The 25,895-nt window shown below is 59.4% G+C and carries 22 protein-coding genes and 2 tRNA genes; 21 read left to right on the top strand and 3 right to left on the bottom strand.

The genetic code is table 11. From position 1 onward, the window contains the following. The first annotated feature begins 2 nt into the window (after window positions 1–2). Complete coding sequence (orn, locus tag ACP7B0_RS18690; protein WP_426143050.1) at window positions 3–539, top strand: oligoribonuclease; 537 nt, start codon at window positions 3–5, stop codon at window positions 537–539. A 182-nt stretch (window positions 540–721) separates the two neighbouring features. Further along, complete coding sequence (locus ACP7B0_RS18685) at window positions 722–1,333, top strand: trimeric intracellular cation channel family protein (RefSeq protein ID WP_426143049.1); 612 nt, start codon at window positions 722–724, stop codon at window positions 1,331–1,333. 118 nt (window positions 1,334–1,451) lie between these two features. Here the strand turns inward: ACP7B0_RS18685 and queG are convergent, their stop codons facing one another. After that, window positions 1,452–2,531: a tRNA epoxyqueuosine(34) reductase QueG gene (queG, locus tag ACP7B0_RS18680; RefSeq protein ID WP_426143048.1), complete on the bottom strand. Its 1,080-nt coding sequence runs from the start codon at window positions 2,529–2,531 to the stop codon at window positions 1,452–1,454. A 62-nt stretch (window positions 2,532–2,593) separates the two neighbouring features. Between queG and ACP7B0_RS18675 the strand changes: the two genes are divergently transcribed. The 12 genes from ACP7B0_RS18675 to ACP7B0_RS18620 all read left to right on the top strand — a co-directional run bounded on the left by ACP7B0_RS18675 (window position 2,594) and on the right by ACP7B0_RS18620 (window position 17,650). After that, the gene (locus ACP7B0_RS18675; RefSeq protein WP_426143047.1) at window positions 2,594–4,090 is read left to right on the top strand and encodes an NAD(P)H-hydrate dehydratase; all 1,497 of its coding nucleotides are present in this window, start codon (window positions 2,594–2,596) and stop codon (window positions 4,088–4,090) included. Next, on the top strand, window positions 4,078–4,548 hold the full coding sequence (tsaE, locus tag ACP7B0_RS18670) for a tRNA (adenosine(37)-N6)-threonylcarbamoyltransferase complex ATPase subunit type 1 TsaE (protein WP_426143046.1): 471 nt from the start codon (window positions 4,078–4,080) through the stop codon (window positions 4,546–4,548). Before ACP7B0_RS18675 ends, tsaE begins: the two co-directional genes overlap by 13 nt. A 12-nt stretch (window positions 4,549–4,560) precedes the next feature. Then, complete coding sequence (locus ACP7B0_RS18665; RefSeq protein WP_426143045.1) at window positions 4,561–5,979, top strand: N-acetylmuramoyl-L-alanine amidase; 1,419 nt, start codon at window positions 4,561–4,563, stop codon at window positions 5,977–5,979. A 56-nt stretch (window positions 5,980–6,035) separates the two neighbouring features. Beyond that, on the top strand, window positions 6,036–7,931 hold the full coding sequence (mutL, locus tag ACP7B0_RS18660) for a DNA mismatch repair endonuclease MutL (RefSeq protein WP_426143100.1): 1,896 nt from the start codon (window positions 6,036–6,038) through the stop codon (window positions 7,929–7,931). Next, on the top strand, window positions 7,932–8,903 hold the full coding sequence (gene miaA / locus ACP7B0_RS18655) for a tRNA (adenosine(37)-N6)-dimethylallyltransferase MiaA (protein ID WP_426143044.1): 972 nt from the start codon (window positions 7,932–7,934) through the stop codon (window positions 8,901–8,903). It begins immediately after the preceding gene. A gap of 88 nt (window positions 8,904–8,991) precedes the next feature. After that, window positions 8,992–9,252, top strand: coding sequence for an RNA chaperone Hfq (gene hfq / locus ACP7B0_RS18650; protein WP_065833886.1), 261 nt, complete (start codon window positions 8,992–8,994; stop codon window positions 9,250–9,252). Between the two features lie 12 nt (window positions 9,253–9,264). Next, window positions 9,265–10,566: a ribosome rescue GTPase HflX gene (hflX, locus tag ACP7B0_RS18645; protein WP_426143043.1), complete on the top strand. Its 1,302-nt coding sequence runs from the start codon at window positions 9,265–9,267 to the stop codon at window positions 10,564–10,566. A 96-nt stretch (window positions 10,567–10,662) separates the two neighbouring features. Continuing rightward, entirely contained in the window at window positions 10,663–11,832 is a 1,170-nt protein-coding gene (gene hflK, locus ACP7B0_RS18640) for an FtsH protease activity modulator HflK (RefSeq protein WP_426143042.1), read from the top strand. Further along, window positions 11,832–12,701, top strand: coding sequence for a protease modulator HflC (gene hflC / locus ACP7B0_RS18635; protein ID WP_426143040.1), 870 nt, complete (start codon window positions 11,832–11,834; stop codon window positions 12,699–12,701). The genes hflK and hflC overlap by 1 nt, the downstream gene beginning before the upstream one ends. A 329-nt stretch (window positions 12,702–13,030) precedes the next feature. Next, window positions 13,031–14,218 (top strand): ATP phosphoribosyltransferase regulatory subunit, encoded by a 1,188-nt coding sequence (locus ACP7B0_RS18630; protein ID WP_426143039.1) that lies wholly within the window; start codon window positions 13,031–13,033, stop codon window positions 14,216–14,218. A gap of 54 nt (window positions 14,219–14,272) precedes the next feature. After that, complete coding sequence (locus tag ACP7B0_RS18625) at window positions 14,273–15,565, top strand: adenylosuccinate synthase (RefSeq protein ID WP_426143037.1); 1,293 nt, start codon at window positions 14,273–14,275, stop codon at window positions 15,563–15,565. Between the two features lie 150 nt (window positions 15,566–15,715). Next, entirely contained in the window at window positions 15,716–17,650 is a 1,935-nt protein-coding gene (locus tag ACP7B0_RS18620) for a methyl-accepting chemotaxis protein (protein ID WP_426143035.1), read from the top strand. Window positions 17,651–17,869: 219 nt separating this feature from the next. Here the strand turns inward: ACP7B0_RS18620 and ACP7B0_RS18615 are convergent. Both ACP7B0_RS18615 and ACP7B0_RS18610 read right to left on the bottom strand, forming a co-directional pair. Then, window positions 17,870–17,956: transfer RNA gene (locus ACP7B0_RS18615), tRNA-Leu, on the bottom strand. A gap of 201 nt (window positions 17,957–18,157) precedes the next feature. Then, window positions 18,158–18,244 (bottom strand) — tRNA-Leu (locus ACP7B0_RS18610). 220 nt (window positions 18,245–18,464) lie between these two features. On the opposite strand from ACP7B0_RS18610, the gene rnr reads away from it, so the two are divergent. The 7 genes from rnr (at window position 18,465) to dnaB (ending at window position 25,746) form a co-directional block, all read left to right on the top strand. Beyond that, entirely contained in the window at window positions 18,465–21,101 is a 2,637-nt protein-coding gene (gene rnr, locus ACP7B0_RS18605; protein WP_426143034.1) for a ribonuclease R, read from the top strand. Next, window positions 21,098–21,856: a 23S rRNA (guanosine(2251)-2'-O)-methyltransferase RlmB gene (gene rlmB / locus ACP7B0_RS18600; protein WP_426143033.1), complete on the top strand. Its 759-nt coding sequence runs from the start codon at window positions 21,098–21,100 to the stop codon at window positions 21,854–21,856. Before rnr ends, rlmB begins: the two co-directional genes overlap by 4 nt. 287 nt (window positions 21,857–22,143) lie before the next feature. Continuing rightward, complete coding sequence (gene rpsF, locus ACP7B0_RS18595; protein WP_122851041.1) at window positions 22,144–22,569, top strand: 30S ribosomal protein S6; 426 nt, start codon at window positions 22,144–22,146, stop codon at window positions 22,567–22,569. Between the two features lie 28 nt (window positions 22,570–22,597). Beyond that, the gene (gene rpsR, locus ACP7B0_RS18590) at window positions 22,598–22,828 is read left to right on the top strand and encodes a 30S ribosomal protein S18 (RefSeq protein ID WP_002551829.1); all 231 of its coding nucleotides are present in this window, start codon (window positions 22,598–22,600) and stop codon (window positions 22,826–22,828) included. A 37-nt stretch (window positions 22,829–22,865) separates the two neighbouring features. Continuing rightward, window positions 22,866–23,762 carry a hypothetical protein gene (locus tag ACP7B0_RS18585; RefSeq protein WP_426143032.1) on the top strand — a complete coding sequence of 299 codons (897 nt, stop codon included), beginning with the start codon at window positions 22,866–22,868 and terminating at the stop codon, window positions 23,760–23,762. A 19-nt stretch (window positions 23,763–23,781) separates the two neighbouring features. Beyond that, on the top strand, window positions 23,782–24,228 hold the full coding sequence (rplI, locus tag ACP7B0_RS18580; RefSeq protein WP_259110731.1) for a 50S ribosomal protein L9: 447 nt from the start codon (window positions 23,782–23,784) through the stop codon (window positions 24,226–24,228). 123 nt (window positions 24,229–24,351) lie between these two features. After that, window positions 24,352–25,746, top strand: a complete 1,395-nt coding sequence (gene dnaB, locus ACP7B0_RS18575; RefSeq protein WP_426143031.1) for a replicative DNA helicase — start codon at window positions 24,352–24,354, stop codon at window positions 25,744–25,746. Window positions 25,747–25,895 lie beyond the last annotated feature (149 nt).

Below are 25,895 nucleotides of genomic sequence, written 5' to 3'. Positions count from 1 at the left end.
ATATGCAGAACAAGCAAAACCTGATCTGGATCGATCTGGAAATGACCGGTCTGGACCCGGACACCGACGTCATCATTGAAATGGCCACCATCATCACGGACAGCCAGCTCAATACCCTGGCTGAAGGCCCGGTCATCGCTGTGCACCAGAGTGACGAAACCCTCGCCAGAATGGACGAATGGAACACCCGTCAGCATGGTGGTTCAGGCCTGACCCAGCGGGTCCGCGAGAGCGTCATCAGCATGGCTGAAGCCGAAGCCCAAACGCTGGAATTCATCAAGCTGTGGGTGCCGGAACGCAGCTCGCCCATCTGTGGCAACAGCATTTGCCAGGATCGCCGCTTCCTTTATCGCCACATGCCGACACTGGAAAGCTACTTCCACTACCGCAATCTCGACGTTTCAACGCTAAAGGAGCTGGCCGCGCGCTGGTCGCCTGAGTTGAAGTTCAGCAAAGGCAGCACGCACCTGGCCCTGGACGATATTCGTGAGTCCATCGCCGAGCTGCGTTTCTATCGTGAGCATTTCATCAAGGCTTGAGAGTCTACTCCTTGACTGGATCGTGGGGCCGGCGTTAGCCGGAAAGGGTCGGTACATCCGCTGCATCTTCGTCGGCAGAGATGCGCCTTCCCGGCCAAAGCCGGTCCCACAGAGCGCGGCGCTGAGCGCCGGCTTTGCCCTCTTTTGGTACACTGCGCGGCTTCTTCGCAGGGACCGCCGCCATGTTGCTGATGCTCTATCTGATTGCTATTACCGCCGAGGCCATGACCGGCGCCCTGTCGGCTGGCCGGCGTGGCATGGACTGGTTCGGTGTGGTGCTGATCGCTTGCGTGACGGCGCTGGGTGGCGGTTCAGTGCGTGACGTGTTGCTCGGTCACTACCCGTTGACGTGGGTCAAGCACCCTGAATACCTGGTCCTGACCAGTGTCGCAGCCCTGCTGACCATTTTTATCGCGCCCTTGATGCGACACCTGCGCTCACTGTTTCTGGTGCTCGATGCGCTGGGGCTGGTGGCCTTCACCCTGATCGGCTGCATGACGGCGCTGGAGGTCGGCACCGGTATGCTTGTGGCGTCGGTGTGCGGCGTGATTACAGGGGTGTTTGGCGGAATCCTGCGGGACATCTTCTGTAACGACATCCCCTTGGTATTCCGTCGTGAGCTCTACGCCAGCGTGTCCTTTCTGGCTGCCTGGTGCTTTCTGTTGTGCCAGCATTTTCAGCTTCCGTCCGAGCAAAGCGTGCTGATTACCTTGTTTGGCGGCTTGCTTTTGCGGCTACTGGCGATTCGCTTCAACTGGAACATGCCGAAGTTTGTCTATAAAGATGGGCACTAGCGCGTAAGTGCTCTGTTGTAAGGGGCGGAATCGCAGGTAAATCCCGCTGCTTACATCCAATCCGAAAGGCGCCGCCAGCAATAACGACGCCTTCGCGGGCATGCCTCGCTCCAACAGATCAGCAGCCGTGCTGCTTTAGCGCCCACTCCACATGTTCTTTCACCAGCTCCGACGGGTATTCCCGGCGGGCTTCGAGCGCCTGTACTACCGGAATCGTCGATGGCGCGTTACCCAAGCCTACGGCCAGGTTGCGCAGCCAGCGCTCATAGCCGGCCCGACGCAGGGGCGAGCCTTCGGTGTTGCGCAGAAAGGTCTCCTCATCCCACATGAACAGCTCGGCCAGCCCGGCATTGTCCAGGTTGTGGCGCGGCTGAAAGTCGCTCTGGTCCGTAGGCCGGGCAAAGCGGTTCCACGGACACACGATCTGGCAGTCATCGCAGCCAAACACCCGATTGCCAATCAGTGGCCTCAGCTCGTGTGGGATCGCCGTTTTCAGCTCGATGGTCAGGTACGAGATGCAGCGCCGCGCATCCAGTACGTAAGGCCCCACAAACGCGGCGGTGGGGCAAATGTCCAGGCACGCCGTGCAGCGCCCGCAGTGTTCGGTGGCGTGGGGCGGGTCAACCGGCAGCGGCAAGTCGACGAACAACTCGCTCAAAAAGAAAAAACTGCCGGCCTTGCGATTGAGGATCAGCGTGTTCTTGCCGATCCAGCCCAGTCCGGCCTGCTCGGCGATGGCTTTCTCCAGAACGGGGGCGCTGTCGACGAAGGCGCGATAACCGAATGGCCCGATGTCCTGCTGAATACGCTCGGCCAGTTGCTGCACGCGTTTGCGGATCAGCTTGTGATAGTCGCGGCCCAGGGCATAACGCGACACGTAGGCTTTTGCAGGTTCTGCCAGGCGCTGGGCCATTTCGCTGTCACCGGGTAGATAATCCATGCGCAACGAAACCACGCGCAATGTTCCCGGCACCAGTTCGTCCGGGTGCGAACGTTTGCTGCCATGAGCTGCCATATAGTCCATCTCGCCGTGGTATCCCGCGTCGAGCCAGCGTTGCAGGTGCTGCTCATGCTCGCCCAGGTCCAGTCCGGAGATGCCGACTTGCTGGAAACCCAGCTCGCGGCCCCACGCCTTGATCGACTGGGCGAGTGTGGCCAGGTTGGCAGTATTGAGTGGATCAACAGTAATAGCAGGCATGCGCAGAGAGAAACCGGGCGGAGGTGCGTATAATTCTGCCAGACATCGGAGCCCAGAGACGTATGGTCGACACTAAACCGCAAATACCCGACGCACTGTATGACGCTGCACAGGTCCGTGACCTTGATGCCCGGCTGATCAGCGCGGGCACGTCCGGCATGGAATTGATGCAGCGCGCCGCCCACGCCACCTGGCGTGCGGTGCGCCGTCGCTGGCCCGATGCGGGCGTGCTGACCGTCGTGGCCGGGCGCGGTAATAACGCCGGGGATGGCTATCTGGTTGCTGTCTTGGCGCTCAAGGCCGGTTGGCAGGTTCAGGTGTTGGCGGTAGGTGACACCGAGGCGCTGACGGGCGATGCGGCCAGCGCTCATGCTGAAGGTGTTTCGGTGGGTGTCGCCATCGAGCGCTGGTCAGGTCAGCCACTGACCGGTGTCGTGCTGGATGCGCTGCTCGGCACCGGGTTGAGTGGTGACGTGCGCCAACCCTATCTGGAAGCCATCGAGGCCATGAATGCCTGCAATGCCCCGGTGGCCGCCGTTGATATTCCGTCCGGGCTCAGCGCCGATACCGGGCGAATCCTTGGCATTGCCGTGCGTGCTGATCTGACCGTGACGTTTATCGGCCTGAAACTCGGGCTTTTCACGGGCGACGCTGCGGATGTGGTGGGCGCACTGGTGTTTGATGATCTGCAAGCCGACCCAGCCATCGTCGCGCAAACCAGCGTCAGCGCAATACGGCTAAACAGCTTTAACTTGCCGCACCTGTCGCCACGCCCGCGCATCGCGCACAAGGGGCAGTACGGCCGGGTACTGGTGATCGGCGGGGACCACGGTTTTGGCGGTGCTGCTCTGTTGTCAGCCGAAAGCGCCCTGCGCAGCGGCGCGGGCATGGTCACTCTGGCGACCCGCGCCGAGCATGTGCCCGCTGCCTTGAGCCGCTTCCCTGAAGTGATGAGTGCCGGCATAACGTCAGCCAATCAACTGCGTGCCCTGATCGAGCCCGCCAGCGTGCTGGTGGTCGGCCCCGGCCTGGGCAAAGCCAGTTGGGGGCGCAGTCTGCTTTCGGCCGCCGCGAGCGCCGAGCTGCCGCAAGTCTGGGATGCCGATGCCCTCAATCTGTTGGCTGATGGACTGGCAGTCTTGCCCCCAGACAGCGTAATCACGCCGCACCCCGGTGAAGCGGCGCGTTTGCTGGGTATCAAAACGAGCGATGTGCAGGCGGATCGTCCCGCGGCGGCTCGCGCGCTGGCGAAAAAATTCTCGGCTGTCTGCGTCCTCAAAGGCAGCGGCAGCCTCATTGCGGATGCCGATGGCAGGCTTTCCCTGTGCGATCACGGGCATCCGGCCATGGCCACGGGCGGGCTGGGTGACGTATTGGCTGGCCTGATCGGTGCCCTGATGGCGCAACACATGAAACCGTTCGACGCCGCCTGCCTGGGCGTATGGCTGCATGCCTGCGCTGGCGAACACGTCGGCAAAAGCGGCCGTGGGCTGGCGGCCAGTGATGTTATTCCAGCCATTCGTCTGTTATTGGAGGAGCAACAACCGTGTCTGCACTAACGCTCAATGTGGCAGGCGAAGCGGCCATGACCGAACTTGGCGGGGCCATTGCCAGGGTTACGCAAGGTGCGGGGCTGATCTTTCTGGAGGGTGATCTCGGGGCCGGGAAAACCACCCTGTCACGGGGCATCATCCGTGGGCTCGGGCATGTGGGCGCAGTAAAGAGTCCTACCTTTACTCTGGTGGAGCCCTACGAGATCGGTTCAATACGTGCTTTTCACTTCGACCTCTATCGACTGGTCGATCCTGAGGAGCTGGAGTACCTGGGAATCCGTGATTACTTCGAAGATGATGCCCTTTGTCTGATCGAATGGCCCCAACTCGGTGCAGGCTTTTTGCCAAAGCCTGACCTGACCATTACCATTACCTCGCATGCGGAAGGTCGATCGTTGACTTTGAGCCCTGGTGGCTCGCGTGGCGAGACCTGGTGTGCCGCTTTGGCTTTGGAATTCAAATAGATGGGGTTAGGTATGCGCATGCGCGCGCTGGTTACTGTAGTGGGTCTGCTGTTGACGGCCTTGGCTGTCAATGCACTGGCCGAGACACAAGTACGAAGTGTGCGCTTATGGCGTGCACCGGATAACACACGGCTGGTTTTTGATCTTTCCGGGCCTGTCCAGCACAGCGTTTTTACCCTGACATCCCCTGATCGTCTGGTGATCGACATCAATGGCGCGACCCTCGGCGGGCCGCTCAATGTGCCGATGGCGAACACGCCGATCACCAGCATGCGTTCTGCCCAGCGGACCCCTACGGATTTGCGGGTGGTCATTGATCTCAAGAAAGCAGTGACGCCCAAGAGCTTTACCCTTGCGCCCAACCAGCAATATGGCAATCGTCTGGTGGTCGATCTGTTTGATGAAGCGGTGGATGCCAATCCGACCCCATCGATTGCTACCACGGCGGCCAACACGGCGCCCGCTGTACCGGTCAGCCCTGCAAAGCCTGAAATCAAGCTGACTCCGGTGCCCAACGGCAAGCGTGACATCGTCATCGTCATCGACGCCGGTCATGGCGGTGAAGACCCCGGTGCATCGGGTGGCAGGGGGCAGCAGGAGAAAAACGTCGTTCTGTCCATCGCCAAAGAGCTGCAACGCCAGATCAATGGCGAAAAAGGCTACCGTGCGGAGCTGACCCGTACAGGTGACTACTTTATTCCGTTGCGCAAACGGACCGAGATTGCCCGCGCCAAAGGCGCTGACTTGTTCGTGTCGATTCACGCGGATGCCGCGCCGTCCAAGGCTGCGTTTGGTGCGTCGGTATTCGCGCTTTCCGAGCGAGGTGCAACCTCTGAAACCGCTCGCTGGCTGGCCGACAGTGAAAACCGCTCCGACTTGATCGGGGGCGCTGGTGCCGTGAGCCTGGACGACAAGGACCGTATGCTGGCGGGCGTGCTGCTCGACCTGTCCATGACCGCGTCGCTGTCATCGAGCCTGAACGTGGGGCAAAAAGTCCTGACGAATATCGGTCGGGTCACTTCCCTGCACAAGGCGCGGGTCGAACAAGCGGGCTTCATGGTGCTTAAATCACCGGATATTCCGTCGATTCTGGTGGAAACCGGCTTTATTTCCAACGACGCCGAAGCGGCCAAGCTTTCAGGCTCGCCGCATCAACAGGCACTGGCCCGTTCCATCAGTTCCGGGGTCAAGCAGTTCTTCCAGCAGAACCCGCCGCAAGGCACGTACATCGCCTGGCTGCGTGATAACGGCAAGTTGGCTCAAGGGCCGCGTAATCACGTCGTCCGTGCAGGCGAAACCATGGCAATGCTGGCGGCCCGCTATGACATGAGCCCGGCGGCGCTGCGCAGTGCCAATAACTTGAGTTCCGATGCGCTGCGGATCGGCCAGAATCTGAAAATTCCGAACGCAGAGGTCGCCACTCAGCCATGACCGACCTTCTCGTCGATAGCATTGACGCGCATGTCAGCACCGAAACCGGCAGCGCCTTGCCCAATGCGGCACGCATCGAGCTGCTCAGCCCGCGTCTGGCCAACCAGATCGCGGCGGGCGAGGTGGTCGAGCGACCGGCGTCGGTCATCAAGGAACTGCTGGAAAACAGCCTGGACTCCGGCGCCAAACGCATTGATGTTGACGTCGAGCAGGCCGGAATCAAGTTGCTGCGCGTGCGTGACGACGGTAGCGGCATTTCTTCCGATGATCTGCCGTTGGCCCTGGCGCGACACGCCACCAGCAAGATTCGGGACCTGGAAGACCTTGAGCGCGTCATGAGCCTTGGCTTTCGCGGCGAAGCGTTGGCGTCCATCAGTTCGGTCGCCCGTCTGACGCTGACCTCCCGGACGCGCGACGCCGATCAAGCCTGGCAGGTTGAAACCGAAGGCCGCGACATGGCGTCCCGGGTTCAGCCTGCGGCCCATCCAGTGGGCACCTCGGTTGAAGTCCGGGATTTATTTTTCAACACCCCGGCGCGCCGCAAGTTTCTCAAAGCCGAGAAAACCGAATTCGATCACCTGCAGGAAGTCATCAAGCGCATGGCGCTGGCCCGCTTTGACGTGGCTTTTCACCTGCGGCACAACGGCAAGACGATCCTCAGCCTGCATGAAGCCAATGACGACAACGCACGTGCCCGTCGCGTAGCCGCGATCTGCGGTCCGGGTTTTCTGGAGCAGGCGCTGCCCATCGAGATCGAGCGCAACGGTTTGCATCTGTGGGGCTGGGTCGGCTTGCCGACCTTCTCTCGCAGTCAGGCCGATTTGCAGTATTTCTACGTGAATGGCCGTGCAGTGCGCGACAAACTGGTCGCCCATGCGGTGCGTCAGGCCTATCGCGATGTGTTGTTCAATGGCCGTCATCCCACATTCGTGCTGTTTTTTGAAGTCGATCCGGCGGTCGTGGACGTCAACGTGCATCCGACCAAACATGAAGTCCGTTTCCGTGACGGGCGTATGGTTCACGACTTCCTGTATGGCACGTTGCACCGTGCGTTGGGCGATGTGCGGCCCGAGGATCAACTGGCCGGTTCCGTCCCGGTGACAGCGGTGGAGCGTCCGTCGGGGCCTGAGGCCGGCGAGTTCGGGCCGCAGGGCGAAATGCGCCTGGCCAGTAACCTGCTGGAACAGCCGCAAGCCGAGCCTTATGCGCGGCCTGCCGGCTCCGGCGCTGGCGCGGGTTATCAGTATCAATACACGCCAAGGCCAACCGCGACCCTGCCCGCAGCGGAAGCGCAAAGTGCCTATCGTGAGTTTTTCGCGCCGCTGCCGGGCGCTGCCACCGTGTCGTTGCCGGACACCCAGGGCGATATTCCGCCGCTGGGTTACGCCCTGGCGCAGCTCAAGGGGATTTATATCCTGGCCGAGAATGCCCTCGGGCTGGTGCTGGTGGACATGCATGCCGCTCACGAACGCATCATGTACGAACGCCTGAAAATCGCCATGGCCAGCGAAGGCCTGAGCGGGCAACCGTTGCTGGTCCCGGAATCCATCGCCGTCAGCCAGCGCGAAGCGGATTGTGCCGAAGAGCACATCGAGACCTTTCAGCGTCTGGGCTTTGAATTGCAGCGCCTTGGGCCGGAAACCCTGGCGATCCGGCAAATCCCGGCCCTGCTCAAGCAAGCTGAGGCCAATCGACTGGTCAGCGACGTATTGGCGGACTTGATGGAATACGGCACCAGTGACCGTGTTCAGGCCCACATGAATGAGCTGCTGGGCACCATGGCCTGTCATGGAGCCATTCGCGCCAATCGACGTCTGGCGATCCCCGAAATGAACGGCTTGCTGCGGGACATGGAAAACACCGAGCGCAGCGGCCAATGCAACCATGGCCGACCGACCTGGACCCAAATGGGGCTGGACGATCTGGACAAACTTTTCTTGCGCGGTCGTTGAATGAGCGCATTGCCTCCCGCCATCTTTCTGATGGGCCCCACTGCTGCGGGCAAGACCGATCTGGCGATCGAGCTCACCAAGGCCCTGCCTTGCGAGCTGATCAGCGTCGATTCGGCGCTGGTTTACCGCGGCATGGACATCGGCACGGCCAAGCCTTCCAAAGCGCTGCTGGCCGAATTTCCCCACCGTCTGGTGGATATTCTCGATCCGGCGCAAAGCTATTCAGCGGCGGACTTCCGCACGGATGCGCTGGCTGCCATGGCTGAAATCACTGCCCGAGGGAATATTCCCCTGCTGGTGGGTGGCACGATGTTGTATTTCAAGGCTCTATTGGACGGGCTGGCTGACATGCCGGCGGCCGATGCCGGGGTTCGTGCGCAACTTGAAGCCCAGGCGGCGGCCCATGGCTGGCAGGCATTGCATGATGAATTGGCCCTCGTGGACCCGGTGTCGGCAGCCCGTATCCATCCCAATGATCCTCAGCGATTGATACGTGCGCTGGAAGTTTATCGGGTCAGTGGTTCGAGCATGACCGCGCACCGTGAGCAACAAACTGCGCAAAGTACTGATGCTGCGGCTTCGGGGCGCCAGCAATTGCCCTATACTGTCGCAAATCTGGCCATTGCACCGACAGATCGCAAGGTGCTGCACGATCGGATTGCGTTACGTTTTTCACAGATGCTGGACCAGGGGTTTCTGGATGAAGTACTGGCATTACGCTCAAGAGGCGACCTGCATGCCGGGTTGCCGTCGATCAGAGCCGTTGGTTATCGCCAGGTCTGGGATCATCTGGATGGAAAGCTGACATGGTCTGAAATGCAGGAGCGGGGCATCATTGCCACGCGTCAACTGGCCAAGCGGCAGTTCACCTGGTTACGCAGTTGGGAAGATTTACACTGGTTGGACAGCCTGGCTTGCGACAATCTGCCGCGTGCCTTGAAATACCTGGGGTCGGTCTCCATATTGAGCTGAGTCCTTGCAATAGCCGTCTATCCTTGGGGGGTGGCGGTTCAAGCCCATTGAATTCGAATTATTATTGATCCTTAAAGGAGTGCGGCACATGTCAAAAGGGCATTCGCTACAAGACCCTTACCTGAACACTTTACGTAAAGAAAAGGTTGGGGTTTCGATCTATCTGGTAAACGGTATCAAGCTGCAAGGCACGATCGAGTCTTTCGACCAGTTCGTTATTTTGCTGAAAAACACTGTCAGCCAAATGGTTTACAAGCACGCCATCTCTACCGTCGTACCGGTTCGTCCAATTCGTTTGCCTAGCGCTGCCGAGTCCGAGCAGGGCGACGCTGAGCCAGGTAACGCCTGATAGGAGTCTGCTTTGTTCTTTGAGCGCCACAGTGGTGGTGAGCGGGCAATCCTCGTTCATTTGGATAATCAAGACCCTGAGGCGCGCGAAGACCCGCAGGAGTTTCAGGAGCTGGCCATATCGGCTGGCGCCGATACCGTCGCGTTCGTAAACGTGCCGCGTCATCGGCCATCGGCCAAATATCTGATTGGCAGCGGCAAGGTCGAGGAGCTTCGCGACCAGGTCAAAGCCGAAAAAATAGATATCGTCATCTTCAATCACATCCTTACGCCCAGTCAGGAGCGCAACCTCGAAAAAGTCTTCGAGTGTCGCGTGCTTGATCGCACGGGATTGATTCTGGACATCTTCGCCCAGCGCGCACGGACTCATGAAGGCAAATTGCAGGTCGAGCTGGCACAGCTCGAGCACATGAGTACGCGTCTGGTTCGAGGCTGGACTCACCTTGAGCGGCAGGGCGGCGGCATCGGTATGCGCGGCCCGGGTGAAACCCAGCTGGAAACCGACCGGCGATTGCTGCGGGTTCGTCTGCGGCAAATCAAAAGTCGTCTGGAAAAGGTTCGCAGCCAGCGTGAACAGGCTCGTCGCGGGCGTAAGCGCGCCGACATCCCTTCGGTGTCACTGGTGGGCTATACCAACGCCGGGAAGTCCACGCTGTTCAATGCGGTCACCGATTCCGACGTTTTCGCCGCTGATCAGCTGTTTGCGACCCTTGACCCAACCCTGCGTCGTCTGCAACTCGACGACCTGGGGCCCATCGTGCTGGCCGATACCGTGGGATTCATTCGCCACTTGCCACACAAGCTGGTCGAGGCGTTTCGTGCCACTCTTGAAGAATCAAGCAACTCTGACCTGCTGTTGCACGTCATCGATTCCCATGAGCCTGAGCGCATGGCGCAGATTGAGCAGGTGATGGCGGTGCTGGGCGAGATCGGGGCCGAGGACTTGCCGATACTCGAGGTGTATAACAAACTCGATCTGCTCGAAGGGGTAGAGCCCCAGATACAGCGCGATGCCGATGGCAAGCCGCAACGTGTCTGGTTATCCGCCCGTGATGGTCGAGGGCTGGACCTGCTCAAGCAGGCCGTAGCCGAACTGCTGGGTGACGATTTGTTTGTCGGTACCTTGCGCTTGCCTCAGCGTTTTGCTCGACTGCGGGCGCAATTCTTTGAATTGGGCGCGGTACAGAGTGAAGAGCATGACGATGAGGGCGGCAGTTTGTTAGCCGTACGTTTACCGCGAGTTGAATTCAATCGTCTGGTGAGTCGCGAAGGACTGCAGCCGCTGGAATTCATCGAGCAACACACTTTGCAATAAAAGCGTGGGAAAGCCGTTGTACGGGTTTCCCGGGCATTCTGTAGCATTGGTCGGCGCGCCGCGGGCGCGTCTTTGCTTTATCAGATGGAGAGCGCTATGGCTTGGAATGAGCCGGGTGGCAACTCGAATAATCAGGATCCTTGGGGTGGTAAACGCAAGAATGGCGACCGCAAGGGGCCACCGGATCTCGACGAGGCCTTCCGTAAGCTGCAGGAAAGCCTGAATGGGTTGTTCGGTGGTAAGAAACGTAGTGGTGGCGGTGGTGAGGGTGGCGGCAGTTCGGGCAAGGGCGGGGGCTGGGGCTTACTTGGCATCGGCCTGGTCGTGCTGGTCGCGGTCTGGCTCTACAGCGCGATCTATGTGGTGGATGAGCAGGAACAAGCCGTGGTGCTTCGTTTTGGCCAGTACTACGAAACCGTAGGGCCGGGTCTGAACATCTATTTCCCGCCGTTCGATCGCAAGTACATGGAAAACGTGACACGTGAACGTGCCTACTCCAAGCAAGGCCAGATGCTGACCGAAGACGAGAACATCGTCGAAGTGCCGCTGACGGTCCAATACAAGATCTCCAATCTGCGAGACTTTGTGTTGAACGTCGATCAGCCTGAGATCAGCCTGCAACACGCCACAGAAAGCGCCTTGCGTCATGTCGTGGGTTCCACGGCGATGGATCAGGTGCTCACTGAAGGTCGTGAGTTGATGGCCAGCGAAATCAAGGAACGCCTGCAACGCTTCCTCGACACGTATCGCACCGGCATCACGGTCACTCAGGTGAACGTGCAAAGTGCTGCTGCACCGCGTGAAGTTCAGGAAGCGTTCGATGACGTGATCCGCGCCCGTGAAGACGAGCAGCGTGCACGTAACCAGGCTGAGACGTATGCCAACGGTGTGATCCCGGAAGCGCGTGGTCAGGCCCAGCGTATTCTTGAAGAGGCCAACGGTTACCGCGATGAAGTGGTTTCTCGCGCCAAGGGTGAGGCCGATCGCTTTACCAAACTGGTTGCCGAATACCGTAAAGCGCCGGAGGTCACTCGTGAGCGTCTTTATCTGGACACCATGCAGGAAGTGTTCAGCAAAACCAGCAAGGTTCTCGTGACCGGCGACAAAGGGCAGAACAATCTGCTTTATCTGCCGCTGGACAAGATGATCGAAAGTGGGCGCAGCGGCACTGCCTCGACTGCCGGTGCCGCAACCGCGGTAACTGACGTTGGTACGCGTACTGCCGAGCCGCAGCAGCGCGAAGTGCGTACAAGGGAGAGTCGCTGATGAGCAACAAATCACTGATCGCCCTGGTTGTTGGTGTGGTGCTGGCGTTGGTTGCCTGGAACAGCTTCTACATCGTGTCCCAGACTGAACGTGCAGTCATGCTGCAATTCGGGCGTGTGGTCGAGCCGGATGTCCAGCCAGGCCTGCACGTGAAGATTCCTTACGTCAATCAGGTGCGCAAGTTCGATGGTCGCCTGTTGACGCTGGATGCTCCAACGCAGCGCTTCCTGACACTGGAAAAGAAAGCGGTCATGGTTGACGCGTATGCCAAATGGCGAGTCAAGAACGCGGAGGTCTACTACACGGCGACTTCCGGCTTGAAGCAGATCGCTGATGAGCGTCTGTCCCGTCGTCTGGAGTCCGGTCTGCGTGACCAGTTCGGTAAGCGTACCCTGCACGAAGCTGTGTCGGGTGAGCGTGACGCATTGATGGCGGACATCACTGCATCGCTGAACACCATGGCCACCAAAGAGCTGGGCATCGAAGTGGTTGATGTCCGGGTCAAGGCCATCGACCTGCCGAAGGAAGTCAACCGCAGCGTGTTCGAGCGGATGAGTACCGAGCGTGAACGTGAGGCCCGCGAGCACCGCGCCAAGGGTAACGAGCTGGCGGAAGGCATTCGTGCCGACGCTGATCGTCAGCGTCGTGTGTTGCTGGCAGAAGCCTATCGTGAGTCTGAAGAGGCTCGTGGTGATGGTGATGCCCAGGCTGCCGCGATCTACTCCAAGGCATACGGTCAGGATCAGGAGTTCTACGCGTTCTACCGTAGCCTGCGGGCCTATCGTGAAAGCTTCGCGAGCAAAAGTGACGTGATGGTTCTGGACCCAGGCAGCGAGTTCTTCCGCTACCTGGAAAAATCCAAGCCGTGATCCATTCACCCGCCGGGCGGTAAAACCGTCTGGCGGGGTGATCACTTGGTAAAACGTGTGTATGATGCGGCAGCCGGGAAATTCCCGGCTTTTTTGCGTCTGTATGGTTGATTGACAAGCCAGGTGCGCACGACAAGTGGGCATGACCGAGCGCAGCCACTTTTCGCTTGAAGCCTGGCGTGCGGCAAGATTTTTCGAGGGCAGTGGTCTCCAGGGCCATTCTCGGGCGCTCGTCGTGCCCGCAAGAATGAGCACAGGACCTGACCACTGTCTGCTTTACTCAAGGCTCGCCTTACGGCTTGCCGCCCGGATTATAGGGGAATGGCGTAATGGCAACGGTTGACCGCTGGCTGCTACCAGATGGCATCGAAGAAGTACTGCCACCGGAAGCGGCGCGTATAGAAGTAGCGCGCCGTCAGGTGTTGGATCTGTTCCAGAGCTGGGGCTACGAATTTGTAGTCACCCCTCATATCGAATACCTCGAATCCCTGCTCACCGGCGCGGGCTCGGACCTGGATTTGCGCACCTTCAAGGTGATCGATCCGCAGTCGGGGCGGCAGATGGGTTTCCGTGCTGACATCACGCCGCAAGTGGCGCGCATTGATGCGCACACCCTGCGCCGCGAAGGCCCGAGCCGTCTTTGCTACGCAGGCAGCGTGCTGCATGCGCAACCGCGCGCCCTGTCATCCTCCCGCAGCCCGATCCAGTTGGGGGCCGAGCTCTACGGCGACGCCAGCCCGAGCAGCGACGTTGAAGTCATCAGTCTGATGCTGGCCACGCTGCAACTGACCGATGTGCCGGACGTGCACATGGATCTGGGGCATGTGGGTATCTATCGTGGCCTGGCGCGCGCCGCTGGTTTGTCCGGCGAGGTCGAGCAGCAGTTGTTCGACGCGCTGCAGCGTAAAGCCATCGACGAAGTCATTGTTCTGACCGAAAACCTGCCGAGCGATCTGGCGACCATGCTGCGTGCGCTGGTGGATCTGTGTGGTGGTCGTGAAGTGCTGGCGGCAGCCCGCGATCGCCTGGCCAATGCACCGGCACCGGTGCTTGCTGCGCTTGATGATCTGCTGACGATTGCCGAGCGTCTCGCGGCCCGCTTCCCTGAGCTACCGTTGTATTTCGATCTGGGCGAGTTGCGCGGTTATCACTACCACACGGGCGTAGTCTTTGCGGTGTTCGTCCCGGGTGTCGGCCAATCTATCGCTCAAGGCGGTCGCTACGACGACATTGGTGCGGATTTCGGGCGGGCTCGTCCCGCGACGGGCTTCTCTACGGATTTGAAAACACTGGTGACGCTGGGTCGCACGGAAATCCAGTTGCCCACCGGCGGTATCTGGATGCCTGACAGCACCGATGCGGCGCTTTGGCAGCAAGTCTGTCAGTTGCGTGGTGAAGGTCAGCGTGTGGTTCAGGGTTTGCCTGGCCAGCAAGTGAGTGCAGCGCGTGAGGCCGATTGTGATCGGCAATTGATTCAGCATGGCGAGCGTTGGCAGGTAGTACCGCTGGCCTCTTGAGTTTCCCTGCCGGCCGCCGCCGGCACCAAGTTTGCGTGAATGAGGACAAGTGTTATGGGTAAGAATGTCGTAGTCCTGGGCACCCAGTGGGGTGATGAGGGCAAAGGCAAGATCGTTGATCTGCTGACCGAACATGCTACCGCCGTAGTTCGTTATCAGGGTGGCCACAACGCCGGTCACACCCTGGTGATCGATGGCGAAAAAACCGTATTGCACCTGATCCCGTCCGGTGTGTTGCGCGAAGGCGTGCAGTGCCTGATCGGTAACGGTGTCGTGGTTGCGCCTGACGCACTCATGCGCGAAATCATCAAGCTGGAAGAGAAAGGCATTCCGGTGCGTGAGCGTCTGCGCATCAGTCCGTCCTGCCCGCTGATCCTGTCGTATCACGTGGCGCTGGATCAGGCTCGTGAAAAGGCTCGCGGCGAGCTGAAGATCGGGACTACCGGTCGCGGCATCGGCCCGGCCTATGAAGACAAGGTTGCACGTCGCGGCCTGCGCATCGGTGATCTGTTTCATCGTGAGCGCTTTGCGGCCAAGCTGGGCGAGTTGCTCGACTATCACAACTTTGTGCTGGTCAACTACTACAAAGAGCCGGCAATCGACTTCCAGAAGACACTCGACGAGTGCATGGAATACGCCGAGCTGCTCAAGCCTTTGATGATGGACGTGACGGCCGCGCTGCACGACATGCGTCGCGCTGGCAAGGACATCATGTTCGAAGGCGCCCAGGGTTCGTTGCTGGATATCGACCACGGTACCTATCCGTACGTCACCAGCTCGAACACTACTGCGGGCGGCATCGCCACCGGTTCGGGTTTCGGTCCGATGTACCTGGACTACATTCTGGGCATCACCAAGGCCTACACCACTCGCGTCGGTTCGGGTCCTTTCCCGACTGAGCTGTTCGACGACATCGGTGCATTCCTGGCCAAGCGTGGTCATGAATTTGGCGCTACCACCGGTCGTGCTCGCCGTTGTGGCTGGTTCGATGCGGTCATCCTGCGTCGCGCTATCGAAATCAACAGCATTTCCGGTATCTGCCTGACCAAGCTTGACGTGCTCGACGGCCTCGAAACCATCAACATCTGCATCGGTTACGAGAACGAAAATGGTGCAGTGATCGATGCGCCGACCGACGCTGACAGCTATATCGGCCTCACGCCGGTGTACGAGCAAGTGCCGGGCTGGTCCGAATCGACGCTGGGGGCCAAGACCCTTGAAGAGCTTCCTGCCAATGCCCGCGCTTACATCAAGCGTCTGGAAGAGCTGGTAGGTGCGCCCATCGACATTATTTCGACGGGTCCTGATCGCAACGAGACCATCGTTTTGCGTCATCCGTTCGCCTGATAAGTCGTTGAAACAAAACAAAGGGTCGCTTCTGCGGCCCTTTGTTTTTTTTGATGTGACATCAGTCATAAAGACGGCATGGTGATTGCTGTAGAAACGTCAGAAAAGGTGCCATCATTTTAATGGCGCCCATGGTGGAGGGAATCCCCTGTGTCAGCTGTCCTTTCTTTATTGCGCAGTCGCCTGCTTCGGCCTGTATTCATTGCGCTTGGCGTTGCCCTTTTGGTGCAGGTGCTGGTTGCTGTTGCTCTGACCCGGAGCACAGTCACCGCGCTTGAAGCTGATCTCGCTGCTCGCCTGGGTGTAGATTCGCAACACTTGTCCGGCGAACTTGAGCAGGCAAGTCGCGAAGTGACCTCCAGTCTGGACGCTTTGGCCTCCAATACGCGTCAGCGCCTGAGTGCCGGATTGTCCGTGCGCTTGAAGGATGAGCAGGCGCAATTACGTGGCACGCTGGAAAAAAACCTCAAGGACTCTGCCAGCGACATGGCCGAGTTGCTCGCGGCGGTTGCGCCCCGTGCCATGTGGGACGGTGATACGCCCACGCTTTCCGAATTTGCCCGTCGGGCGCAGCGCAATCCCAATGTCCTGTTTGTTGTCTACGACGATGCGGCAGGCGAACACCTCACGCGTTATCTGAATCGCGAAAACCCGCTGATCAAAGCCCTGCTGGCAAAAGGCGAGGGCGAGCGGGCCATGGATAAAGTGCTGAATGCGGCGAAAAACGATTCAACGGTCTACTACGTTGAGGCGTCTATCAGCCCCAATGGCGTTGAAATCGGCAAAGTGCGCATGGGCGTGTCCACGGCCAGCGTCGAAGAAAATCTGGTGGCGCTGGATAAGCGCTTCGCAACCTTGATTACCAGTGGTGAGCAATTGGTCTCCGACAGTCTCGGGAGCGCGGCCAAGGAAAGCTCGGCCGCGTTGCGCAGTCGTCTGGGCTCAGCAGAGGCCGCGGCTACGGCCATGAGTAGCAACACCACTGCAGCGGTTCAGGAGGCGGCAGAGACATTGCGCTGGAGGATCGGCCTGGGCCTGGCTTTGGTGGGGTTGGCGGTGTTACTGCTGGTGGCGGTGGTGTTGGGTCGTCGGGTGGTCAGCAAATTGCTGTTGCTGATTGCTGCGCTGGATGATCTGGCGGCGGGCGAGGGCGACCTGACCAAGCGCGTCAAACTCGACAGTAACGATGAAATCGGCGACATGGCTTCGGCGGTCAATCGGTTTGTCGCCAAGTTGCAGCCGATCGTCCGTGAGGCGGGCGACGTTGCACAGCGCACCGGGGTCGAAATCAACGCCATGAGCGTGCGCAACGCCGGCGCCGATGCGGCCGCCGAATTGCAGCGTGATGAAGTTGCGGCCAGCCTTGTCGCGCTGGCGCAAATGGCGGACGAAGCGCAGGCCGAAAGCCATGCCATGCAGGCTGCCCTGAAGCAGGTGATGGATATTCGTCTGGCAACCGACGAAAACACCCGCACGTCCAATCAGGTAGGCGGTTTGATCGAGGCGTTGGCGGGTCAGGTCGATACCGGGGCGAAAGTCATTGAGCGGCTGGCTCAGCAGAGTCAGCAGATCGAGGTGGTGCTGACAGTGATCCACGGTATCGCCGAGCAAACCAACCTGTTGGCCTTGAACGCGGCCATCGAAGCGGCCCGTGCGGGTGAGACCGGGCGTGGTTTTGCGGTGGTTGCCGACGAAGTTCGCGCGCTGGCCAGCAAGACTCAAAGCTCCACTGGCGACATCCAGGAGCATATCGTGGCATTGCAACGGGGCGCCAAGGAGGCGGTAGAAGCTATTGGCGTGGCGGGGCGTCAGGCCAAGGAAGGGCTTGCGGTGCTGCGTGACAGCGCGAAGTCCCAGCAGATCGTTCAGGAGTCCGTCGAGCAGGTGCATGCGGCCATTGGTCTGGCGACCCAGGCGGCGGCCCATCAGGCCGAAGGCGCGCAAGCGGTGCGTGGGCGCGTGGAGGTCATTCACGCCCAGGCCCAGCGTGCGGCGCAGGTCGTGGTAGAGACCACCGCCAGCGGCAAGGTGCTCGACAAACTGGCAGCACAGTTGAAGGCCAGCCTGGGGCAGTTCAGGGCCTGACCGCCAAAAAGTTGGACACCTGCCTATACGTTGGGGTGTCTTTTACACCGTGGGACCGGCTTTAGCCGGGAAGGGGTATTTCAGGCGATGCAGGTGCAGGAGCGCCCTGGCCTCTTCCCGGCTGAAGCCGGTCCTACAGGCTTCAGCCGGCGATCCGCGATCGCAAATCCAAACCCCGGAAAGCACAAAACCGAGCACGAGGCTCGGTTTTGTTTGAATTGGTGCCCAGAAGAAGACTCGAACTTCCACGACCTTGCGGTCACCAGCACCTGAAGCTGGCGTGTCTACCAATTTCACCATCTGGGCAGTATCAGCAGCAATGTTCGCCGTTGATGGGGCGCACTATACGGAGCGCGTTTTAATCTGTAAACCCCTGTTTTGGTTTTGATAAATGCTTTTCGCGCTTCTGGAAATAAAAAAGCAGTAAACCAAAACCCGAAATGCAAAAACCCGCTTTCGCGGGTTTTTGTGAGGTTCAGAAGATTGTTGTAATCTCTGACTCGAAATTGGTGCCCAGAAGAAGACTCGAACTTCCACGACCTTGCGGTCACCAGCACCTGAAGCTGGCGTGTCTACCAATTTCACCATCTGGGCATACCGAGTACGTCGCCGTATCGATGGCGCGCACTATACGGAGGGTGTTTTGGGCTGTAAAGCCCCTGCGGTCGAAATTTTCGGAAAAACTTCGCAAGGGCCATTTTCTGGTTTTTTCAGGCCTCCCCCGGGGCTTTCTAGCGTTGTCTGAGTCTGAAATTTCCCGTTTCAATACGCGTATGCCAAACTAACCACATATAGACAAGGTGAAAACTCTCTAATGGCCGATTGGCAGTCCCTCGATCCCGAGGCCGCTCGTGAAGCGGAAAAATATGAAAACCCTATTCCCAGCCGTGAGCTGATTCTCAAGCATCTCGCCGATCGCGGTTCTCCCGCGAGTCGCGAGCAGCTCGTAGAAGAGTTTGCTCTCACTACTGAAGATCAATTCGAAGCCCTGCGCCGCCGCCTGCGTGCAATGGAACGCGATGCGCAATTGATCTACACCCGGCGTGGTACGTATGCACCGGTGGACAAGCTGGATCTGATCCTGGGTCGTATCAGTGGGCACCGTGATGGCTTCGGCTTCCTGGTCCCGGATGACGGCACCGATGACCTGTTCATGAGCCCGGCGCAGATGCGTCTGGTGTTCGACGGTGACCGCGCGCTGGCGCGAGTGTCGGGTCTTGATCGTCGCGGTCGCCGCGAAGGTGTGATCGTCGAGGTTATTTCCCGTGCTCACGAGACCGTGGTCGGCCGCTATTTCGAAGAAAGCGGCATCGGCTTCGTGATCCCGGATAACCCGAAGATCCAGCAGGAAGTGCTGGTCACGCCCGGGCGCAACAATAATGCGCAGATCGGTCAGTTCGTCGAAGTGAAAATCACTCACTGGCCGACGCCGCGCTTCCAGCCTCAAGGTGACATTGTTGAAGTGGTGGGCAACTACATGGCGCCCGGCATGGAGATCGATGTTGCGCTGCGCACCTACGATATTCCCCACGTCTGGCCTGAAGCTGTCCTCAAGGAAGCGGCGAAGCTCAAGCCGGAAGTCGAAGATAAAGACAAAGAGAATCGCGTCGATCTGCGCCATCTGCCGTTCGTCACCATTGACGGTGAAGATGCCCGCGACTTCGACGATGCGGTTTATTGCGAAGCCAAGCCGGGCAAACTGCGTTTGTTCTCCGGTGGCTGGAAGCTCTACGTGGCCATTGCCGACGTGTCGAGCTACGTGAAGATCGGTTCGGCCCTCGACGCAGAGTCGCAAGTACGCGGCAACTCGGTGTATTTCCCTGAGCGCGTGGTGCCGATGCTGCCTGAGCAGTTGTCCAACGGCCTGTGCTCGCTCAATCCTCATGTTGACCGTCTGGCCATGGTCTGCGAGATGACCATCTCCAAGACCGGCGAAATGACCGACTACGTGTTCTACGAAGCCGTCATTCACTCCCACGCACGCCTGACCTACAACAAGGTCAGTTCGATGCTGGAGCAGCCGAAAACCACCGAAGCCCGTCAGCTTCGTGGCGAATACCCTGACGTGTTGCCGCACCTCAAGCAGCTCTATGCGCTGTACAAGGTCTTGCTGGCGGCGCGTCATGTGCGGGGAGCGATTGATTTCGAAACCCAGGAAACCCGAATCATCTTCGGGACCGAACGCAAGATCGCGGAGATTCGTCCGACGACCCGCAATGATGCTCACAAACTGATCGAGGAATGCATGCTGGCGGCCAACGTGGCCACTGCCGAATTCCTCAAGAAGCATGAGATTCCTGCGTTGTATCGGGTGCACGACGGTCCACCGCCGGAGCGTCTGGAAAAACTTCGCGCTTTCCTGGGTGAGCTGGGTCTGTCGCTGCACAAGGGCAAGGACGGTCCTTCGCCGAAGGATTACCAGGCCTTGTTGGAAACCGTTCGCGGACGTCCGGACTATCACCTGATCCAGACGGTCATGCTGCGCTCCCTGAGTCAGGCGGTTTACAGCTCGGACAACCACGGTCACTTCGGTCTGAACTACGAGGCGTATACGCACTTCACCTCGCCGATCCGTCGTTACCCGGACCTGCTCACCCATCGTGCGATTCGCAGCGTGATCCGCTCCAAACAAGACACGCCGCACGTGCGTCGTGCCGGTGCGATGACCATTCCGAAAGCGCGTATCTATCCATACGACGAAGCCGCGCTGGAGCAGTTGGGCGAACAATGCTCCATGAGCGAACGTCGCGCCGACGAAGCGACTCGCGACGTTGTGAACTGGCTCAAGTGCGAGTTCATGAAGGATCGCGTGGGTGAGTCGTTCCCGGGCGTGATTACGGCGGTGACGGGTTTTGGCCTGTTCGTCGAGCTGACCGATATCTACGTCGAAGGGCTGGTACACGTCACGGCGTTGCCGGGCGATTACTACCACTTTGACCCTGTGCATCACCGCCTGGCGGGTGAGCGCACTGGCCGTAGCTTCCGTCTTGGCGATACCGTCGAAGTTCGCGTCATGCGCGTTGATCTTGACGAGCGCAAGATCGACTTCGAAATGGCCGAGAAAACCCTGACGGCACCGATCGGTCGCAAACGTCGTGGCACGGAAGCGACAGCGGCACCGGCCGAGAAGGCATCCGCTGCGCCGTCCAAGGCACCGAGCAAGCGTCCTGCCAAGGCTAAAGCCAAGGATGAGCCTGAAGCTTATCGCCCAAGCGACGCCGCCGCGAAAAACGCCGAGGTGCGCAAAAGCCGTGAACTGAAGCAGGCCCTGTTGGCAGAAGCGAAAGGCGGTAGCAAGGCATCGTCGGGAAAGTCGAGTAACTCGGGTACCGCCCCGAGTACTTCCGGCAAGCCCGCCAAACCGAGTAAACACCGTAAAGGCCCGCCCAAGGCGGGTTCTGCTCCGGCTGCCAAAAGCGGCGGAGTGCGTAAACCTAAGGCCAAGCCATGAGTCAGCTGGAAAAAATCTACGGCGTGCACGCGGTAGAAGCGCTGTTGCGTCATCACCCGAAGCGGGTCAAGCAAGTCTGGCTGGCCGAAGGTCGCAGCGATCCTCGCGTTCAGGTTCTGCTGGAGCTGGCGAATCAGAACCGTGTGTCTGTCGGTCAGGCAGAGCGTCGCGAGATGGACGTCTGGGTTGAGGGCGTGCATCAGGGCGTCGTGGCTGAAGTAAGTCCGAGCCAGGTCTGGGGCGAGGCGATGCTCGACGAACTGCTTGATCGTACCGAAGGCGCACCGCTGATTCTGGTGCTCGACGGCGTGACCGATCCGCACAACCTCGGCGCATGCCTGCGCACGGCTGATGCGGCAGGCGCGCTGGCGGTGCTGGTGCCCAAGGACAAGTCAGCAACCCTGACGCCGGTCGTGCGCAAGGTCGCATGCGGCGCCGCAGAGGTGATTCCTCTGGTCGCGGTTACCAACCTGGCGCGCACCCTGGAAAAACTCCAGCAGCGCGGGCTTTGGGTGGTCGGTACGGCGGGGGAGGCCGAGCAGGAGTTGTATCAGCAAGACCTGACGGGCCCGACCATCCTGATCATGGGTGCCGAAGGCAAAGGCATGCGCCGTCTGACGCGGGAGCATTGTGATTATCTGGTGCGATTGCCCATGGCAGGCAGCGTCAGCAGTCTGAATGTTTCAGTGGCTACTGGTGTTTGCCTGTTTGAAGCCCTGCGTCAGCGCAGCGTAAAGGCAGCCAGCAAGAAATAAGCGCCTGGCGCATGCAGGAGGGGCCGGAGTTGCGACGGCCGCGACGCGGTGTTTCAGGCGAGCCGCGATCGCAGGCCTGGTCACTCCGGGCAGCTCCTGCAGGTGCTTTGCGGCAATTGCTCAAATATTCACCAATTGCCTTGCACCCCTGCATCCCCTTCTCTACAATTGCGCCCCTTGCTGTCACGGCAGGCGCTCATGTGCCTGACCCTGAGCAAGACTAACAGTGTCATTCACTCCTTGTCTGACCGCTAATGGCGGCAGGCTACAACCCGTAAGGAGCATTCATGCGTCATTACGAAATCATCTTTTTGGTCCACCCGGATCAAAGCGAGCAAGTCGGCGGCATGGTTGAGCGTTATACCAAGCTGATCGAAGAAGACGGCGGCAAAATCCACCGTCTGGAAGATTGGGGCCGTCGTCAACTGGCCTATGCAATCAACAATGTTCACAAGGCTCACTACGTGATGCTGAACGTTGAATGCACCGGTAAGGCCTTGGCTGAACTGGAAGACAACTTCCGTTACAACGATGCCGTGATCCGTAACCTGGTCATCCGTCGCGACGAAGCCGTAACCGGTCAGTCCGAGATGCTCAAGGCAGAAGAAAACCGCAGCGAGCGCCGTGAGCGTCGTGACCGTCCTGAGCACTCCGACAGCGCCGATGGCGATGACGGCGACAACAGTGACAACAGCGATAACGCTGACGAGTAATCCACGGACCTTTTGAGGAGCCAATTACATGGCACGTTTCTTCCGTCGTCGTAAATTCTGCCGCTTCACCGCTGAAGACGTGAAAGAGATCGATTACAAAGATCTCAACACTTTGAAAGCATACGTATCCGAGACCGGCAAAATTGTTCCAAGCCGTATCACCGGTACCAAAGCACGTTATCAGCGTCAGCTGGCCACCGCTATCAAGCGCGCCCGCTTCCTGGCCCTGCTGGCCTACACCGACAGCCACGGCCGCTGAGACCGGGCAGTCGACAAAGAGCTAAAGGATAGAACGCATGCGCGCCATCGCTGAATTCATCATGCGTGGCCGCGTGCAGGCCACTCTTGTAGTGGTTGGTTGTGCGGCATTGCCGTTGTTGTTCTGGTTGAGTGCTGCCGCAGGTTGCTTTGTGCTTCTGCGGCGCGGGTTCAGAGACGCTTTTGGCGTCCTGGCCTGGGCTCTGCTGCCGGCCTTGGTCTGGTGGTATCTCGGGGAACCTCGCACCTTTATGGTGTTGGCAGGTTCTTTGGGGCTGGCGATGATTCTTCGCGCCAGCGAGTCCTGGGTCCGCGTGCTGCTGGTCAGCGTGGCACTGGGTCTGTTGTATGCAGTGATTCTGGGCGCGGCTTTCCGCGAACCCATTGAGGCCATGTCGCAGGAGTTGCAGAAACACCTGCCGGCGATGCTCTCGGGTCTCTACGAACAGATGTCCGTAGAAGAGCGAGCGCGCCTGGGATCATTGATTGCACCGGTCCTGAACGGCCTGATAGCGGCCTTGTTGCAAATCGTCAGTGTGTTGAGCCTGATTATCGGGCGTTACTGGCAAGCGTTGTTGTACAACCCAGGAGGTTTCGGGCGCGAGTTTCGCGCTGTGAGACTCCCGCTGGTACCCGCGTTGATGCTGTTGGTGTGCATGCTTGTAGGACCGAATTTCGGTACCCAGGCCGCGATGTTGACACCGCTGTGCAGCGTACCGCTGGTATTCGCCGGGCTGGCCCTGATGCACGGGTTGGTGGCTGAAAAGCGACTGGCCAGGTTCTGGCTGGTAGGGATGTACATAACGCTGCTGGTGTTCATGCAGCTGATCTATCCGTTGCTCGTGGTGTTAGCCATTGTCGACAGCCTGATTGATTTTCGCGGACGCCTGGCGTCGAAAGACGCCGGTAATGGCCCTGCGAACGGTGAAGGTTAAAAGTTAAGAGGATTTTCACATGCAACTGATCCTTCTGGAAAAAGTCGCCAACCTGGGCAACCTGGGCGACAAAGTGAATGTTAAGGCCGGTTACGGTCGTAACTTCCTGCTGCCATACGGTAAAGCTACCGCCGCGACCGCTGCCAACATTGCAGCGTTCGAAGAGCGTCGTGCCGAGCTGGAAAAACTGGCCGCAGACAAAAAAGCTTCTGCCGAAACTCGCGCTGCCCAACTGGCTGAGCTGGAAGTGACTATCACTGCCACTGCCGGTGACGAAGGCAAGCTGTTCGGTTCGATCGGCACCCACGACATCGCTGATGCACTGACCGCCTCTGGCGTTGAAGTTGCAAAAAGCGAAGTTCGTCTGCCGAACGGCACTATCCGCAACGTTGGCGAATTCGACGTGGCCGTGCACCTGCACAGCGACGTAGAAGCAACCGTACGCGTTGTTGTGGTGGCTGCTTAAGCAGTACGTGATCGTCTGGCGACTTGCTCGCCAGAGGATTAACATCGGGCACGACCTGTTTTCAGGTCGTGCCCTTTGTCTTTCTGTACCCTGGTTTTTCACAACCCCTGATTCTGAGTGGTCATGAACGATATCTCCGCCCCTGAGCAATACGATCTGCAAACCGCAGCCCTGAAGGTGCCACCGCACTCCATCGAGGCCGAACAGGCTGTGCTCGGTGGCTTGATGCTGGACAACAACGCCTGGGAGCGCGTGCTCGATCAAGTGTCGGATGGTGACTTCTATCGACATGACCACCGTTTGATTTTCCGGGCCATTGCGCGTCTGGCTGATCAGAACATGCCCATTGACGTGGTCACCCTGGCCGAGCAGCTGGACAAGGAAGGTCAGACCTCCCAGGTCGGTGGCCTGGGTTACCTCAGTGAGCTGGCAAAAAACATTCCGTCGGTCGCCAACATCAAGGCTTATGCCCAGATCGTTCGCGAGCGGGCGACCCTGCGGCAGTTGATCAGCATCAGCACGGAAATTGCTGACAGCGCCTTCAACCCGGAAGGTCGCAACGCGGCCGAGATTCTTGACGAGGCCGAGCGGCAGATCTTCCAGATTGCCGAAGCACGCCCCAAGACGGGTGGGCCGGTCAGCGTCACCGACCTGCTGACCAAGGCCATCGACCGCATCGACACCTTGTTCAACACCGATAACGCCATCACCGGGCTGTCCACCGGTTACACCGACCTGGATGGCATGACCAGTGGTTTGCAGCCGTCTGACCTGATCATCGTCGCCGGCCGTCCGTCCATGGGTAAGACCACGTTCGCCATGAACCTTGTGGAAAACGCGGTGCTACGCAGCGACAAGGCCGTGTTGGTCTACTCGCTGGAGATGCCAGGCGAATCACTCATCATGCGTATGTTGTCGTCCCTTGGCCGCATCGACCAGACCAAGGTCCGCGCCGGTCGCCTGGAAGACGACGACTGGCCGCGCCTGACCTCGGCGGTCAACCTGCTGAACGACCGCAAGCTGTTCATCGACGATACGGCCGGCATCAGCCCCTCGGAAATGCGCGCGCGGACGCGACGGCTGGTGCGTGAGCACGGCGATATCGCCCTGATCATGATCGACTACCTGCAATTGATGCAGATCCCCGGCTCCGGCGGCGACAACCGCACCAACGAGATTTCCGAAATCTCCCGCTCGTTGAAAGCACTGGCCAAGGAATTCAACTGCCCTGTGGTTGCCTTGTCCCAGCTCAACCGCTCCCTGGAGCAACGCCCGAACAAACGCCCGATCAACTCCGACTTGCGGGAATCCGGAGCGATCGAGCAGGATGCCGACGTCATCATGTTCGTCTATCGGGACGAGGTTTATCACCCGGAGACCGAGCACAAAGGCATCGCCGAAATCATCATCGGCAAGCAGCGTAACGGGCCTATCGGCACCACGCGCCTGGCCTTCATCGGCAAGTACACCCGCTTCGAGAACCTGGCGCCGGGTAGTTACAACTTCGACGACGAGTAGTCTCGTCCGTTGGGGCGAGGCTTGCCCGCGAAAGCTTTGTCCGGCGGCAGATAATAAGTAGTGGCGGTTCCGGCTCATTCGCGGGCAAGCCTCGCTCCAACAAAGCTTGATAACCGCCAGCCAGCTGTACTATTGGTGCAGGGTCAACA

Source organism: Pseudomonas sp. DWP3-1-2 (assembly GCF_049896285.1).
Lineage (GTDB): Bacteria > Pseudomonadota > Gammaproteobacteria > Pseudomonadales > Pseudomonadaceae > Aquipseudomonas.
This window is presented reverse-complemented; position numbering and strand designations above follow the sequence as displayed.